Annotated in this window: 10 protein-coding genes; 4 read left to right on the forward strand and 6 right to left on the reverse strand. The window is 39.1% G+C overall.

The genetic code is table 11. The features are described from left to right. Positions 1-11: 11 nt before the first annotated feature. From AC1RJ8_RS06970 to AC1RJ8_RS06985, 4 genes are all read left to right on the forward strand, one after another. A complete protein-coding gene (locus AC1RJ8_RS06970) occupies positions 12-1,217 on the forward strand; it encodes a DUF5000 domain-containing lipoprotein (RefSeq protein WP_492952995.1) in 1,206 nt (401 codons plus the stop codon). Between the two features lie 25 nt (positions 1,218-1,242). Beyond that, positions 1,243-1,941 (forward strand): DUF4998 domain-containing protein, encoded by a 699-nt coding sequence (locus AC1RJ8_RS06975; RefSeq protein ID WP_492952994.1) that lies wholly within the window; start codon positions 1,243-1,245, stop codon positions 1,939-1,941. Positions 1,942-2,525: 584 nt separating this feature from the next. Beyond that, positions 2,526-3,905 carry a M60 family metallopeptidase gene (locus AC1RJ8_RS06980; protein WP_492952993.1) on the forward strand — a complete coding sequence of 460 codons (1,380 nt, stop codon included), beginning with the start codon at positions 2,526-2,528 and terminating at the stop codon, positions 3,903-3,905. A gap of 1,146 nt (positions 3,906-5,051) precedes the next feature. Continuing rightward, positions 5,052-6,185: a glycoside hydrolase family 27 protein gene (locus tag AC1RJ8_RS06985; RefSeq protein WP_492952992.1), complete on the forward strand. Its 1,134-nt coding sequence runs from the start codon at positions 5,052-5,054 to the stop codon at positions 6,183-6,185. A gap of 215 nt (positions 6,186-6,400) precedes the next feature. Here AC1RJ8_RS06985 and AC1RJ8_RS06990 read toward each other — a convergent pair whose 3' ends face one another. The 6 genes from AC1RJ8_RS06990 to AC1RJ8_RS07015 form a co-directional block, all read right to left on the reverse strand. Beyond that, complete coding sequence (locus AC1RJ8_RS06990) at positions 6,401-7,231, reverse strand: M57 family metalloprotease (RefSeq protein WP_492952991.1); 831 nt, start codon at positions 7,229-7,231, stop codon at positions 6,401-6,403. Positions 7,232-8,817: 1,586 nt separating this feature from the next. Then, a complete protein-coding gene (locus AC1RJ8_RS06995; protein WP_492952990.1) occupies positions 8,818-9,009 on the reverse strand; it encodes a pinensin family lanthipeptide in 192 nt (63 codons plus the stop codon). A gap of 244 nt (positions 9,010-9,253) precedes the next feature. After that, the gene (locus AC1RJ8_RS07000; protein WP_492952989.1) at positions 9,254-11,131 is read right to left on the reverse strand and encodes a lanthionine synthetase LanC family protein; all 1,878 of its coding nucleotides are present in this window, start codon (positions 11,129-11,131) and stop codon (positions 9,254-9,256) included. 2 nt (positions 11,132-11,133) lie between these two features. Continuing rightward, positions 11,134-11,967: a thiopeptide-type bacteriocin biosynthesis protein gene (locus AC1RJ8_RS07005; protein WP_492952988.1), complete on the reverse strand. Its 834-nt coding sequence runs from the start codon at positions 11,965-11,967 to the stop codon at positions 11,134-11,136. Between the two features lie 7 nt (positions 11,968-11,974). After that, positions 11,975-14,602 (reverse strand): lantibiotic dehydratase, encoded by a 2,628-nt coding sequence (locus AC1RJ8_RS07010; protein ID WP_492952987.1) that lies wholly within the window; start codon positions 14,600-14,602, stop codon positions 11,975-11,977. A gap of 9 nt (positions 14,603-14,611) precedes the next feature. Next, complete coding sequence (locus AC1RJ8_RS07015) at positions 14,612-16,813, reverse strand: peptidase domain-containing ABC transporter (protein ID WP_492952986.1); 2,202 nt, start codon at positions 16,811-16,813, stop codon at positions 14,612-14,614. Positions 16,814-16,899 lie beyond the last annotated feature (86 nt).

Genomic DNA, 16,899 nt, shown 5'->3' on the forward strand with positions numbered 1-16,899 from the left:
AACAGCTAAAAATGAACGGACATAAAAAATTATTAACGTTAGGCATAATCAGCATTTGCCTCTCGTGCGGCAAATCAGAAAGCCCTGAGCCGCTGCGTATCGGAGCAGCGACCGCTGAGGTAACAGGCATTACCAGCCAGCCGATTCCAGGTGGAGCAGTTTTGAAATATAATATACCTCAAGGTGATGACGTGAGATATGTAAAAGCGACATATAAAATAGATAACGGTACAGTGAGAGAATCTAAGGCTACGATATACAATAATTCGCTCACCATAGAAGGTTATGCAAAAGCGGGCGATTACGATGTCCGAGTTAATGCTGTAAGTGTTGGAGAAGTTGAATCACTGCCCGTCAACATCAAAATCAAAACCTTAAAACCTGCCCATCAGGCAGTACTGGATAGCATAAAGAACAACCAACAGTTGTACCCTACCTACGGAGGAATAAATATCGACTATGCCAATCCAACAGGAAGTAACCTCATCATGCGTACAATGACGAAAGATACCGATGGTAAATGGCAGATCGTGCAGACCACTTATACCAAAGAAAAAAGCGGCAGAATCAGGCTGCGTGGATACCCCATGGTCAATACAGACTTTGCGTTGTATATCACAGACAGGTGGAACAATAAATCCGATACTTTGGTCAAAACATGCTTGCCCGTATCGGAAATACAATTTAATAAAGCATTATTCAAACAATATAATTTAGCTTCAGATACCTATGTGCCACACACAGGTGCTAGCAGGGCCAGAGCCATGCCTGTTCTCTGGGACAATATTTGGGGCGGTACGGGTACAATATTTCATACCTCTACGGCAAGTTCAATGCCCCAGTGGTTCACCTGGGACATGGGGGTTAAAGCGAAATTGAGCAGATTTATGTTTTATGGCGATGCAAATTCAGCCAGTACCATATTTGGCATTGGCCAACCATCTTCATGGGAACTATGGGGAAGTAATAATCCGGGAACTGACGGTTTGTTCAATAGCTGGACGAAAGTGGGGACCTTCTATTCCCTAAAGCCATCTGGTCTGCCTCAAGGACAGATCACAACTGCAGATTCAGATCAGGTTAAGAATGGTGAAGAATTCGAGGTAGACCCTACTTCTGGGGCTTACCGCTATTGGCGATGGAAAACACTTTCGACCTGGGGCGGGGTTCCATATGTCTATTTTGCAGAATTCTCCTTTTTCGGGAGCATCCAATAATGATAACCAGAAATATAAATCCTAGATGATGAAAACAAGACATACCTATCAACTTCGGTACAGTGCATACTGTTTATTCTATAGCCTACTGTTCTTCTCCTGTACAAAGACACCGCTGTATAAAGACTACTTAAAACAGACCGAAAAAGTTTATCTCGGCAGGCCGGATTCGGTTTATGTTCAGGCCGGTCTTAACCGGGCAAAGATCTTATGTTTTTTAACAGCAGATGCAAGGGTAACGAAAATGAGGGTTTATTGGAATAGCCGCCGCGACTCTGCTGAAACAGAAGTATTGCCCGTCGACTACTATAAATTCAAGGCTGTAAACATTCCCAATCTCGCGGAGGGGATTTACACCTTTCAGTTGGCTACACTGGATAATTCGGGGCACCGGTCAGTGCTATCAGAGGCCGTGGGAAGGACTTATGGCAACAATTATATTAACAGCTTGGGCAACCGTGCTGTACTGAACATTGTCACCGTGGGTGGCGTAAAAGTAGTTAATTGGCTTGCGGAAACAGATGCTCAAAGCATTATCGTTGGAGGCAAGGTGACCTATCCAAAAGTTGGGGGAGATTCAATAACCGTAACTTTGCCAAAGTCTGTTAACCAGACTGTACTCACAAATGGGTTGAGCAGTGGTAAGCTGACAGTCAGAACAGCCTATCTGCCACTGCATTCAATTGATACGTTATATGCCCGGCCAACAGTGATCAACTATTAGGGCGATAGAAATATCATAAACAAGTATTTTTTAATCAAATAAAAACCCGCCGCTGTTTTATTAATGAAAACAGCGGCATTTGTCTTGGGAAATCGGCATTTTAAAGCCAAGACTATGCGTTAATAAAGTATATCAAGGTGAAATGCCGGCATTTGATATTTGCTAAAACCTACCTATGGGTGCCGTCCGATTTTGCAGGTTAACAATTCATCTCTACGACTAAACATTCGGGAAACAAAATTGCCACCCTTATTCAATATTAACCGAGAGAATGTTTTCATATCCCTTTTTGGTTTCAAGAAAAGCCGCAAAGAACCTTAGGCATACAAAGAGTTGCGTATCAGCCAGCTAAGATCATTTTTTTACATCTGTCTTATTTTTTTGACAATTTGGTTTAATTAATCACCACTTACGTTAATTAAATCCGAAAAAGAACTGATTAATTTAGCTATTGACCAAAAAGATAAATACTTACAGAGCCTTGACTTTCATCATTAAATCGCCTGTCCGACTTAACCGGCAGGTTTTGATTCTCGACATTGGACATCAGATAAAACATATAATCATTTACTAAAACTACCCTTATGAAAAAACTAAATTTAGCACATTCTTTACGGATCTGCAGTTCGACAACACACCTGATAGCAGGCATCTTTGCCATCACCTTTGCGCTGTTATCTTGTAAAAAAGACACTACCTTAAATCAGGCCGATTCTGATATCACCCTCAAAACAAACCGGACAGCGGCTGTCGGCGGAAACAATCTGAACAATCCCCAACTAGAATTTACCTTTACAGAAAAACCCTTTGCCGCAACCGAAAAGGAAAGGTTGAAAACCTCTTTGGTTGCAGCAGATTTTATACCTGTCGGTTTGCGTGCAAAATTAGGTACCCCCTTATCCGTTACCATCACTGAGCTTACCGGATCCGGAACGCTTCCAGAACTGATCATTGGAACTTATAGTCGCAATACGGTAAAAACGTACCCGCTTCAACTCGGTGTCAATTCAATTACACCGACTAATACTGGGGAAGTTTACATCCGTTATGCCTCTAAAGCACCGACAGGCAAACAGGTGAAAATAAAATTCAACAGTGGTTATCAGGCCATTCCATTTTTTAAGCTTGGCACCACCACTCACCAGGAATGGGTTGATATGCTCTCCGCAGATACCAGTGCCACAACATCAACGGTAATATTACTGGGGAAAAATGTAATACTTGCTGTCTCAAAAGAAAAGGCCCTATTGTATAAAGATGAAGATCAACAGGCTTGTCTAACATTGATCGACAATTATATCAAGTACGAAGATGATTACAGCGGAATGGACGGAAGTTCAGACATTAATGCACCAAGGAAACTAAAATTCTTGATTTCAGAGGTTTCAAGTGGTTATATGGATGCGACCCAATACCGGATCAGGATTATCAACACACAGATCAATCGCATACTGACCTATGCCACACTAACCAATAATCCACATGGACTGCTTCACGAATTGGGCCACCACCATCAGTTGGCAAAAATGACGCCTTCATTTATGGGAGAGGTAGTTCCCAATATTTACTCCTATGCCGCCAGAAGAGCAGTCAACCCATCATTTAAGGCTATATCGACTACCTCCTGGGACAGGGCATTTAGCTACCTGGCCAAACCAAATTCAGATAAAACGGTAGAGTCAGCCGCTGACCGCAATGCCTTGTATCAACAACTCCAACTCGCTTTCGGATCCGTATTTTATCAAAACCTTCATAAATATTACCGGAATAATGTAGTTACAACGGCAAATGATGAGGACGAGAAAAAGCAGTTTATGGTGATCAGCTGTCTGACAAGCGGAAAAAACCTGAGTGCATTTTTCAGAAAATGGGATTTTAGTGCTGATTCCACAGCATTTGCCGCCCTCGATGCACTTGGATTACCAGCACCTGCGACCGACCCAACCACCCTTCGCGAGCAGTAGGCTAGTTTCATAGCCGATAAAGCGGATGGCGTTGTCTGATGAGCCGTCCGCTATAATTTTCCAATCATCCAAAGGGCCTGAATACACCATCACCTATCCCCTGTTCCTTAATACCCATTACAAAGCCTTAAAAAAATAAAAGTCAAACTAGTGACATGACCAACAGGACAATTCAATGTTGAACATTTTTGATAAAGACCGAGCCGTTAGCGAATCCAGCCCAATTATTTCTCTCTGTATGCTTATTATTAATTACTTAAACTAAATACCAATGGCATTGGCATCTCCCCTTACTTTACAATATTGCACCAGCGGATCACAATTCCAAAAGCCATTGTCTCCAGATGATGATCTCAAAAAAATAAGCTAAAAATCAAGTAGTTCTTTATACAAATATGTCCAGTATCTAAAGGGAGATGACATAAACAGCAAAAATATACTTTGCCATTATGGTTTACGAACTTACCATTTTGATTAACATCAACAATTAGAATTACAGTTAGATTTGTAGTGATAATATTCAAAAACCTTGATGAAACCGGAAGTGTTTGTCCGATTATCAGGAAACACTAAGTTGACGATCATTTAAATAATATAAGCCTATTTTTTGAAAGATATCCGTCAATAGTGATGTTTGGTTAGTTAACTGGGTTACATTGGATGGTGTAACCCTTTTTTGGGTAAGCGTTTTTCAAATTTTATGAATATAATTGATCGTCGACAGCTTCTCTATTTTATATGAGCGGTACATTACTACTTTTAGTCTTTACCAGCTTTATAACAATAAGAGGACTGGTGATTTAGCAGGGCAAAAATGATTACAAATGCTTATTAACAAAGAAGTTGCGGCTTTAAGGGAAAAGAGAAGGCAGGTTTTTGAACTTAGCCGAAGCCAATTATAACCGCAAAGAGACCGTCCACAATTTAGGGCTCTCTGAAGAAACCGTGGAAAGCAGAGTGCGTTAAAATTTAAAATACGTTCTTAGCGATATCATCGTCTTTCTATTTTTTTTATTCCTTAATACTCTAATGATGCAATTAGCTTTGAAACCATATTTCTTGTTACTTTTTTTGCTGCCATGCAATATTTGTTTTATCCAACCAACTTCAGCTCAACAGTCATCCACCCATCAGCAAACGCCACTCATGGGGTGGGCAAGCTGGAATGCTTTCAGAATTGCCATTGACGAAAATATGATTAAGCAACAAGCTGATAAACTTGTATCTGGCAAACTTAAAGATGCGGGTTATAATTTCATCAATATTGATGACGGCTTTTTTGGTGGACGAGATACGATTGGAAACCTGCTAACCAATTCCAAAAAATTTCCATCTGGCATGAAGTCGCTCGCTGACTATATTCATAGCAAGGGGCTCAAAGCCGGGATTTACGCTGAAGCGGGTATAAACACCTGTGCATCAATATGGGATAAAGATACCCTTGGCGTAGGCACTGGTCTTTACGGACATGATCTCCAGGATTTAAACTTAATGCTCAAGACGTGGAATTTCGACTTTATTAAAATAGATTGGTGTGGTGCCGAAAAGATGGGGCTTGATGAGGAATTACGATATACACAACTTGCCAACCAGATAAAAACGATAAAAAGCAGTGTGATTCTGAACATTTGCCGCTGGCAGTTTCCAGGTAAATGGGCGGTACGAATTGCCGATTCCTGGCGGATTTCCGGAGATATTTCAAACAATTTTTCTTCTATACTGCGTATTATAGATCATAATGCCGACCTGTGGAAATATAGCAGTCCGGGGCATATAAACGATATGGATATTCTGCAAGTTGGCCGTGGCATGAGCTATGAAGAAGATAAATCGCATTTTACCATGTGGTGCATCCTAAACTCCCCGCTGTTACTGGGCAACGATCTGAGGAAAATGAGCGATGAAACCCTAAATTTGGTTACCAACAAAGAGGTTATTGCGCTCAATCAAGACTCCTTTGGCTATCAGGCCAGAAGGTTGCAAAAACAAGGAGACCTGGAAGTCTGGGCCAAACCTCTCGGTTTTTCCATGAGCGGAGCCGTCGGTGTAGTTTTACTAAACAGATCTGCAGAAAAGACCGATATTACCTTAGATTTGGATAGTGTGGGAATCAATAGTTCCAAAGGTTATCAAATCCGTAATCTATGGACACACCAGGATGGCAGTATTGCAAAAGATAAATCTCGAAGCTTCGAAGTACCAGCCCATGGTGTAGTAGCCTTAAAAATTAAGGGAACCTCAATACCTTTTAATATTTTCCAATTCGAAAAGGTAAACTGACCTTAATGGTTGGGTTCGTTAGAACCCGGCCATATACATAAGAATTAAGTTGAGGCTAAAATAAAAACAGGTTGGTGTTACCAGCTTTTCTCAACTAATCATCCTAATCGTCAATTCTATCACCAAGTTAAGGATATTAAAAAAGGGATTGATCATTCCTACAAATGATTCAACCCCCTCAAAGCTGAACTTTAAAAACAATCTAAAAGCAATCCCTATTTATAAAGGTAGTTTAAGGCGACTATATCATTTGCGTTAAATGTACGGTTACCATCAGCACAGGCTAACATAAATGACCCGGCATCTGGGCTTGACGGAGTTCCAGGGATCCTTACTGCGCCAAAACCAGCACTGCCTTCATTACCCGCACCTTTGAGGCCACAGCTAAATCTCCGGTCCATGTAATCAGTATGGCGGAAACCAATACAGTGGCCAACCTCGTGCTGTAGAACTGAAGCCACATAATTTACATTTGGATTTGTGCCATACGCTAAGACATTGGTATTCATACTGATCTGATTCCAAGGCTGCCCCGATGATGTTGGAAATCCAGCCTGCCCAAGGGTAATGAAGCCATTAGCATCCACTCCCCTATTGAACCCGATAACATCAATATTACCTTTAACTCCGGCCACAGCTCTTTGAAATTTTAGTCGTAAACCCAGAGCGTTATATCTGGAGATCATGATATCAACAGCATCTGCATAAACCTGAGGAAGATTTGTTACAGAAACAGTGATTACGCGAGGCAGGTATTTAACTATGTTTGTCGTTCGGTATTGCTCCGTATTGGCGATATTTAGATTTGTACCATTAAAGGTTTCATTTAGATTTTGTTCGGTCAACAGGATATCATTTTCTACAAGATAGCCACCCTCAACCAGTTTTACATTATCGGTGCTAAAACCAAGCGATTTGATCTTAGATAATTTGTCTGCTGAAATACTTTTTTGGTTTTCCACAACATCTTCTGTATGATTGCTTTTGCAAGAATACAGGCTGGCAATTAACAAGCTCATTGCCACACATAGCAGTTTTTTTTTCATTTTGGTAGATTAAAATAGTTGAAGTAAATTAAATTGATAAATTTTGATTATTTATACTGTTCAGATTTTGATTGTTAATTGCATTAACCAGATATAACATTATTGTTAGATTGTAAATCAAATCACCCTAATCACGCACCGCCCTTTACACGATGTATCTGATTAATACTACATTGACGTCATTGATCCACAAACATACTTTATAGCAGCCTGAGATATGTAAACAATAATTGCAGATTATTAAATTAAAGTGGCTTTATAACAATCCGCCGTAAATATGTGATTGAAACGTGCGCACAAATCCTTATCCCTCCAAAACCCTTAATGTTCAGTCATTACTTTCATTCTATTGAACAACCTGAAATGAGTAGTCAGTAGATAAACCGCAGTCGATGATCTCGTCTCACCAATCATAATTTTATTATAACATCTTAGTTTATAAACACTTATAAATAGAATAAATTGGTAAAACGGATTAAACAAATTGTTTTGTGCAGCCCAATTTGCAATGTCAAACATATTTGCCATAACCGTTCGCACCAAAACCGACTTGATCTTTTTGGCCACCGGCGCAGGATTTTCAAAGATCAAACTGCATTTGCTTTTTCCTTTTTATTGATGTGCTATAGCTTCCGGTTTACCTTTTCTTTTAATAATAAATTACGAATTGCATACTTATAAGTAATATCAGAATCAACAGAAATGAGATGTAAACTTATTCCAGTATTACCACCTGGAAAATGTAAACTTATTCTATTATTATAAATCAAAAACGACAAGTAAATCCAGGACGAGTCAGCTGACATCCATTTCGATGCAAACTGACGGGCCGTTTCGGCCCAAACTGTACGCGTTGATCTATAGATCAGAATTCCCTACAAGTGATTCCCTTTTATTTTTTATGTTCAAGCCAAAATAAAGGTTCAGGCGTTAAAATGATGTTCAATATAACCTTAGGTCTATTAGATGGCATTTGAGCGCTTCCGGGCATCTTTTTTGGAGGCGTAGAGCTGTGTTTTCTGGTGATATGTTCTGCTGGTTTTGAGAAAAGGATGGGATATCCTGCAGGACTGAGTTAAAGTGAGGGCTTGCAAGAGAGAAGAAATTTGAAACCGGTGATCCTATGTGTTCAGCGGAAAAGGGCAATTCAGGCAGTTGCCCGGCAATCAGATTCACGTAAAGATTGGCCCGAAACGGACTGACCAGTTTAGTTGAAATACACAGTTTACGTCACTATTGTAGTTTTTGCTTCTGTAAGGCACCTTCCAATTCCGCGCCGAGCTGATGAAAAACTTACAAATCCTGTTCCGTTTTTCAGTCGTAGGTCCTAAGTCATCAAACCGTCTCTTATTTATCAAGGTAGGCATTGACCTAAAATTTAATGGTGCATACATTCGGAATATCCATGGATCTGCAACGTAAATAGGATCTTAACCTAAAAACAAAACGTATTACAGCAACCTCTTCAAACTTATCAATGTAACCCCGCTGCGCTCAAAAAACTGTAGATATACGGTTCTGCAAAGAATCCAATGGATAACCAACAAGGCGCCCTAAAGCGCCCTGATATGAAAACACCGTTTTACCTAACAAATAACTGTGGTACATTTCACAGGTGGTGTATGGTGATCATCCGTTTGCTCGGTATGTGTTGGTTCCGATACATTGCCTAAACCGCCAGATAAACGCATAGCCACTTCACTTTCGATACTGGTTACAAAACTTTCCACTTTAAGGTCTTCTAAGCTCAAAGTGATTTTTCCTGATTGATTTTTCATAAAATAATTGATTAATATTGACGCCTACTGGTGATTACGGGGTTTCGGCTTATCCCCGGTTGCAACAGCACTAAGTTAAGTAATCGCAACAATGTTGCAAAAAATATTTATGTTTTTTTTGCCTCCCATTAAACAATATCGTTAAACTGGATATGCTGGTAAAAAAGCCAGACGGTATTGACCAATTCTCATAAGCTAACTCAAACTGCCTAGCAGTGATGCGATGATCGTTCGGCAGTTGAAATCAATAACCAGCTATTTCAACAAACCCTACCTCAATCAACAATCGGATTTGCTTAAGCACTTTCGCTTCTAATTCAGCCAAGACCTTTTCAGTTGGACTCTCGCCGAATAGCATAGATTGAAGCGATTTTACAAAGTCCACACCTTTTGTTTCCCCTTTTTCTATTGCAATTAAAATTATTGAAGCCAGTACACCAACCTGTAATTCTTTTATTTCGTTTCCTTCACTGACGAGTAAATGAATCTTATTTTCTTTCCTACTGTCCGGACGATAAAGTTTTACACGTTCATTTAAGCTCAAAAATTGTTCGATTAAATCTTGATCTGAGAGTTGGAGGCTTTCTTCGAACTTTTTACGCGAATGCATATGTTTTTGTTTAAAGCTAAAATAACCCTTATGTTCCTTCCATAAAGCAACCAGTTGATTTTCAAGGTCAAAAGCAGCCGCGGCTTCGCTATTCTGGGTGTTAGAAATTTCCAGTTGAAGTTTTATCCTGAAATCCTCAATTTCGTTCCCCTCAAACGCGGAAAAGCCCCTTAATTTCGCAAGAGTTCTAACATAATACCTCGAGAAAATTGACTTTTTGACATTGATTTCACCATAATGGTTTTCAAGTACTGATTTTCGCTTATTTTTTGGCATTTTAGGGGTCATGATGCTATCAGAACCAGCGCCTGACAAAGTATACAGAATTGCATAACCAACACCCACTTTCCCTGATAAAAGACCATAATCATCGACACCGCAGGATACATAAGTATTATAACTGTTGGTTTTTCGATAGAAATTTCCAGCATGCTCTAATATGGAAACAATTGGCGTTTTCATCCGATAGTTTAACAAAAAGGGGATCATCCCGCAATAGCCGCTCACTAGGGTAAAGTCTGCACGATCTAACTTTTCCAGGTCACACAAACAGCGCTCAAGTACATTTTGACAATCCTTTGCGTACTTTCCGTCATGTGAGATCTGCAGTGCCATATGCCTGCTCAGTCCGATTCCGGCTGCCCCGTGTGCCCAGGAATTTACATTCGTCATTTCGGGTAAAAATGTTTCCAGCCTCCATTTATGCACATCAGGTTTATTCAAACGGTGCGGACCGAGACGCAGATCCAGCCAGTTTTTAACAGTCCGGTGGAAATACTGCATTTCGTACGCTAAAGCTTGCTCAGCAAGATAAATCAATCCCGAGGCATTAAAATATTGACCAACCTGCATCAATGCCCATGCAATGCCAGACGCGCCATGAGAAAATCCTGTCATGCTATCATAAGCTTTTTTTGACCTGGAGCAATCCCACTTTAAACCCTGCTCAGAAATCCGTGCCTCAACTATTAGCCGATCAACTAACACCTTCACCATGTTCAATACTTTAGGGTGGTTGGTATGGTGATAAAGCAGCGTCATCATCAGCAAATTACCTGTATAGCCACTTAACAGATCTGTTTTTAATAATCCGGTTAGCTGTTTTTCATTATTTAACGTGAGTGCTAAAGCTTTATCCTTGTAAAACCTATCATTTGTAACCTCAAAAATTTTAAGGCAGGTATAGACTACTCCTCCCAAACCGGTGTACAAGGCAAAGAATTTTGGATTTAGTACCTGCTCAGCATTTAAGATCCGCCACATGGCCTTATTTACCATTCTCAAATGATCAACATTTCCATCGAACTGATATAATTTCAATAAAAAGAGAACGATACCGCAATTGCCATTAAACAGATCATAACTTTCCCTAAATTCGTATTCTTCAGGGTTGATGTATGAAGGGGTTGGCCACCAGAGTTCCTGATCAGTTTCTTTAAAATTCAAGCTTAGTTCATCGTAAATTTCGTAAAGCTGTTCCTTTAAGTTTTTGGTCTGTTTAGCTGTAAACATGATTAGTTTTTATACGATTGATTTTCATGGATAAACTGAATGCAAGCTAAAATACAGTACATAATATAAGCCTCTTCATAATTAGAAATACCTAAGCGGTTATTATTCATGTGCATAAAGCTCGATACTACCTGAATTAACTTATCTTCTTTAAAATCATTCGAATTATATAATTTCATTACGCTGATGGTTTCAGATAAATAGTTGTTAAAATCATTATCTATCTCTCTTGCATTTAGTTCTTGCCAAAACTGGCTTGCAGCTTTAAGCATTTGAGGTTTAGCTATTTTAAAAACAGCTTCAAACGTATTGAGCCAAAATAACCTTTGCCGCCTCTTCGGTTCTGTTTTGTTGTAGAGTTTAGGCAACCAGCCTTCCAGAAAGAAATTACACACACCAATTAATGTCTTTTTATCCCATCCGGAAGCAAATAGTAATGTCAGGTGCAGTTTTATGGCCTGTGCCGTAAGCGATTGATCAACTTCCTTTTTCATAATCCATTTTAAGATGTAAACTGATGAACGTTCAAAGTAACGTTCTGCCCAGGGCATGCTCTTCAAGTTCCCATACCGATCTACCTCTGGCTCATATTCGGCAATCTTAATCGACCTGATTATCGATTCTTCTAAAATAAGAGACTGAATGATGAAAGCGTGCCGACTTTCCGCAGCCTTTAACCTCAAACGGATATGATCGCCTCCTTCCCAGTACCTGATAAAAAACCACGGCACGTTCCATTGCTGAATAAATGGATGAACCACCTGTTTTAAAAGTTGATTGGCATCTCCATGATGGTATATATATATAGACAACCACTTATATTGTTGATTTTCCATAAGCTGATCAGTTGTTATACCATTGGATCAGGTATTCTTGTACCTTATTCTGCGCCGGCTTGGGAAATACCTCTTCTAGTGTAATATAATTGCCAGCCCTTACCAATAATTTCTTAAACATGGCTAGCAGCAATGGGCTATGGAATGAAAGGTATTGAGGCTTATAATCATCATGTCGCCCTTCCCTTTTGTCATCTGATTTAACCTGATAAGCACGTTTTCTTAAAAAGAGAAACACCTCATTTGGTATTTCATTGTCAATGAGCCAAGTATTTAAGCTGATGAAATATTCAAAATCTGTTTCAGTCTGATCCTGCTGAGGAATGGTGGCTGTTCTGATACGCCATGTTTTGCGTCTAATGACCACATTTTCCGCATAAACTATCCTGGGTAATACCAATAAATCGGGAACAGGATGTTGGCTCTGGTAAAATAGATCAACCAGTTGAATAAAAGGCTGTAGAGACACCCGGGTATCAGGATTAAAATGTGCAAGCAGCTGATAGAAATTAGACCTATTGTAAAAAGATTCTAAACTTAAATCGTAAATGTATAATTCAGAATCTTCCTTATAAAGCTTTAGTGTATTTTTTTCATCATCGTACTTCACCTTTAAATCGCGTACATTAACTTGGCTCTCTGGTGGATAAATGTTGTTGCCCCCGGGAAGTTCAAGTTCATGAGCCAATAATGGCGGGTGGATGTTTGCATTAAATGTTGAGGCATCGTTCAGTTCTACTTTAATTTTATCCGGATAAAGGTTTTCGTTGTGCTGAACAAAACTTTCGGTAATTTTTTGATCAAAAAGCGATAAAAAGCGACCGCTTACTTTGCCCATTCCAGGCAATATAGCATTGATAACGCCAGCAAAACCATTTTCGCTCCCATTAAACTGAACAAATATTCCTGCAGTTGCATTTTTATGTAGATCTAAGTTATTTGGAAGGCCTGCAAAAAACCTATCGTCTAAACTGATAAGGTTTTTATCGGGATTTTCAATTTGCGACAATTTCACCAAAATGGTATCCTTCCAATATTTTAATGGCGAAAAATCGGCATTTTGAAGCAATCCGCTCTCTTTTTCGGGCTTTTTTACATGAAAATAATAGTCTTTGTAAAAAGTTGTCAGATCAATTGATTCTTTATCTACGTAATGCATTAAAAAGAATTCACGCATTTTATTCCGCTCGTTCCGCATTACATCAAGCGGCAACAGGTAATTGATCAATTCGTTTGTTTTATTGACGAAATCTTTTACCTGTTGTTCCGGCAGTTCTCGCTTTTCGGTTGTAAAGCAATCTTCATAAAAAATATGCCGGGACGAAAAATAATAGGGTATAAATTTATGGATTAAAAATGTTGCTGTTCCAGGATTTTTATCTGTTAACTTTTTATCGGAGGCACTGGTGTAAAACGGAAGTCCAGCCTCTTGCTGTAATTCAGCAAAAACGTTATTTAGTTGTTTTTCTGCGTTCTGAAGAATCCCATAGCGCACAGAAGGAGTAGCTGAAGGATATTCATCCCTATATTTCTGTAAGTTTTCAAAAAGTGCAATAATTGGTCTTACCGATGGTTCTGCTCCTTTTAATGACCCGAGAAACAGCAGTAGTTTATGATCCCATTCTTCGTCCATACCCGAAACCCCTAAGCTCAATTCAAGCATACCTGCTTCAACCATCTTGATAAGGTATATTTTAATGCTTTCATAGCTTGAATTTTCAACGTCCCTGCAAAGATTTAAGATCATTTCTTTAAGCGGAACAGGCTCCTGACATTTATTTAATCGTCTATAAACTACTAATTGTAAACCTATTGCATTGATTTCCTGAAAACACTCTATATTGTTGAGATTGCTTAAAAAGCAGATTTTATCATCTTTAATTTTTGCTGTTATATTCAGTTTAATTAACAAGTGATCATTTAACAAGGGATGCCTTTTTAATATTGACTTGAGGTATTCGAATATTGCATTATTTAATTTTAAGCGGCTACTAACTTCGTGGATAGTATTGAACTTCCCTGCTGCTCCTAATGTTGCTAAACCTGTATAGGTAAAACTGCTAAAAGGCGATGTTTTAAAGGCCATCCTACTGAGGTACCTTAACAAGCTAAACATCACCCGGTGTTCTTTTTGTTTAAAGCAATCCATATCCTTTTTAGTAAAACCGCATAACCGCTCGTAAAGCAATGGACTCGATAACAAAAGTCCGTTTTGCAGTTCAGATCGTTGTACTATTTCCTGTATCAGTTTTCGCTGAAGGTTTTGTTTTTTATCAAAATCTAGGGCATGCTTATTCTTGAAAAGAGTAAGTTCTTCGCTCTTATTTAAGTACGCTTGCAAATCATTCTGCAGCGCTTTTGGCAATAGACAAACATGATCGTGATTAATATTTTTATCGTTGAAAACCTGTCGTTTAAGGTCAATTAATTGCTGTCTTACTTTATCATTCAACTGAAGATTTATTACGGGATATAAAGCATCGCAGAAATTGTTTTTTAACTGTTCCTTTTCATCTATGAGCTTTTTATAAGATGATAAAAGATTTTCAGCATCTTTCAATTTAAGCTGATCAAATAGGTGATGGTCTAATCCTGCATAACGCACCAAAGAATAAGGAAAAATCTGTAGGCTCATATCTATATTTTATTTACCGAGTTCAAGCTGGTTTTTGATCAGGTTATAATAGCTTCCTTTATTTAGCAATAGCATTTCATGCGTACCACATTCCTTAATTTCGCCCTGCTGCAACACGATAATCTGATCGGCATGTTTGACGGTGCTTAACCGATGGGCAACAATCAGCACCGTTTTGCCTTTAAAAAAGGCATTCAGGTTACTCACTATCGAGCGTTCATTCTGTGCATCAAGTGCATTGGTGGCCTCATCCAGAAAGACATAATCCGGGTCCCGATAAATCATCCTGGCGATTAAAAGACGCTGTTTCTGTCCTTCGCTAAGCCCATAACCATCCCTTCCTACCACAGTATCATAACCAAAAGGCATCGACGAGAAAAAATCGTGCACATTGGCCATTTTTGCAGCTCCATAAAGGCGTTCGAAATCTTTCAGCGTTGCACCGGCAAAAATGTTATTGGCGATAGAATCCATAAAAACATAACCATCCTGCATCACAACGCCACAATGTTTCCGCCACGATTTGGCATTCACCTGTCGGAGGTTTTGCTCACCAATAGCAATTTCACCGTCAGTAAGGGCATAAAACTTCAGCAATAGTTTAATAAGAGTCGTTTTACCACTACCGCTCGTTCCTACAATGGCAGTAACTTTTCCAGCCGGAATAGACAGATCGATATCTTTTAAAACATACGGAGAATGCTTACTTCCATATTTAAAGGAAACTTTGTTTAAGGAAATATCAACAGGTCCAACATTTTTTATTGACTCTTTCACCTCCATATCTTCATCCTCTTCCTGTTGCACTTCGTCGATCCGCATTAAACTAAATTTAGTATTTTGCGATACCCTCGCAAATTCTACCAATTGATTTACGGGTGCATTTAGCTGTCCGCACACGTAAGTAACCGCCAGCATACCACCCAGTGTAATCTGATCATTGATCACCAACATGGCTGCTGCATAAGTAATCAATACATTTTTAACTTCATTAATGAATGAACCAACTCCTTGCATGCGCTGATCGAGCTGAAGTGCTTCGAGCTTCAGATCAAATGACTGATCCTGGAGGCTTTCCCATAGTTCCTTTTTATCTTCTTCGCTACCCGTTAGTTTAATTTCCTGCATGGCATAAAAAATCTCCAGTAGTAGTTGCTGGTTTGCAGAAAGGACTTTAAACTTCTTTTGATCGATTATTTTGCGTTTCTGCTGAAAGGAATTAGACCAAAGAATGCTGGTTGCCGCACCGATGATAAAGAGCAGAAATATTTGAAAGTTATAATAAAAGAGTACACCACCTAGCACAAATAAAGTAATGGCAGAAAGGATAAAATTGATGAGGAAATTAGTCAAAAATTCTTCTATGCGCTGGTTATCATTTACCCGCTGCATATTATCGCCGGCCTGTCGGTTATCAAAAAAAGAAAACGGGAGTTTCATCAATTTGGCCAAAAAATCTTTCAGCATGATAATGCTGGTTCTGGCCCCGATACGGAACAGAATCCTGGCCCGCATAAAATCCATCAGCATCCTTCCCGAAAAAAGCATTAACTGACCAAGGCAAATGAGCAAGAGTAAATTGGTATTTTTTCCACTAATCCCTTTATCCACTACCATTTGGGTAAGCAAGGGAATAATTAATGAAAAACCACTGGCCAAAAGCAAACTGATTAATATGGGTAGCCAGCCTTTTCGCTGCATTTTGAGGTAAGGCAATAAAGACCATAAGGAAGTTTTATGCTCGTAAGGCTCTTTAAGATCTTTAAAAGCCTGATCTGGCTGGAGCAGCAAAACCCTGCCCGTTTTCCTTTCCATATTGATTGCCCAGGCAGCTAAAAAATCTTCGATGCGGAGTTTGATTTTACTGTTCAAAGCCGGGTCTGCCAAATATGCATGCTGATCATTTACCTCGTACAATACCACATAATGTTCTTTTTGCCAATGTAATATACAAGGCAATGGAACATTTTCTAATTTATGAAAGGGCAATTCTGCTGCTAGTGTTTTAAAGCCAAGATGATCTGAAGCATCAATCAGATCGATCAGGGTTGTCCCCTGCTTTCTAATCCCGCATAGCTTTCTTAAATATTGCATGGAAAGATTTTTACCGTGATAGGCTGCAATCATTTTTAAACAAACCGGACCACAGTCCATGGCATCGGGCTGCTTATAAAACGGATACTTATTTCTACGGATAAAATCTTTAATCATGAAGAAAATAAAATTTGTAAATGCAATACAGTTGCAAATATGTAAAATATAATGCAACTTTGATGCATTAAATAAACATAAAATTT

This window comes from Pedobacter sp. GW822-FHT03F06 (genome assembly GCF_058801365.1).

Excerpts from the sequence above, each read along its gene's own strand:
- AC1RJ8_RS07015 (WP_492952986.1), bottom strand. The coding sequence starts at position 16,813 with ATGATTAAAGATTTTATCCGTAGAAATAAGTATCCGTTTTATAAGCAG.
- AC1RJ8_RS06995 (WP_492952990.1), bottom strand. The coding sequence starts at position 9,009 with ATGAAAAATCAATCAGGAAAAATCACTTTGAGCTTAGAAGACCTTAAA.
- AC1RJ8_RS06990 (WP_492952991.1), bottom strand. The coding sequence starts at position 7,231 with ATGAAAAAAAAACTGCTATGTGTGGCAATGAGCTTGTTAATTGCCAGC.
- AC1RJ8_RS07010 (WP_492952987.1), bottom strand. The coding sequence starts at position 14,602 with ATGAGCCTACAGATTTTTCCTTATTCTTTGGTGCGTTATGCAGGATTA.
- AC1RJ8_RS06980 (WP_492952993.1), top strand. The coding sequence starts at position 2,526 with ATGAAAAAACTAAATTTAGCACATTCTTTACGGATCTGCAGTTCGACA.
- AC1RJ8_RS06985 (WP_492952992.1), top strand. The coding sequence starts at position 5,052 with ATGGGGTGGGCAAGCTGGAATGCTTTCAGAATTGCCATTGACGAAAAT.
- AC1RJ8_RS06970 (WP_492952995.1), top strand. The coding sequence starts at position 12 with ATGAACGGACATAAAAAATTATTAACGTTAGGCATAATCAGCATTTGC.
- AC1RJ8_RS07000 (WP_492952989.1), bottom strand. The coding sequence starts at position 11,131 with ATGTTTACAGCTAAACAGACCAAAAACTTAAAGGAACAGCTTTACGAA.
- AC1RJ8_RS06975 (WP_492952994.1), top strand. The coding sequence starts at position 1,243 with ATGATGAAAACAAGACATACCTATCAACTTCGGTACAGTGCATACTGT.
- AC1RJ8_RS07005 (WP_492952988.1), bottom strand. The coding sequence starts at position 11,967 with ATGGAAAATCAACAATATAAGTGGTTGTCTATATATATATACCATCAT.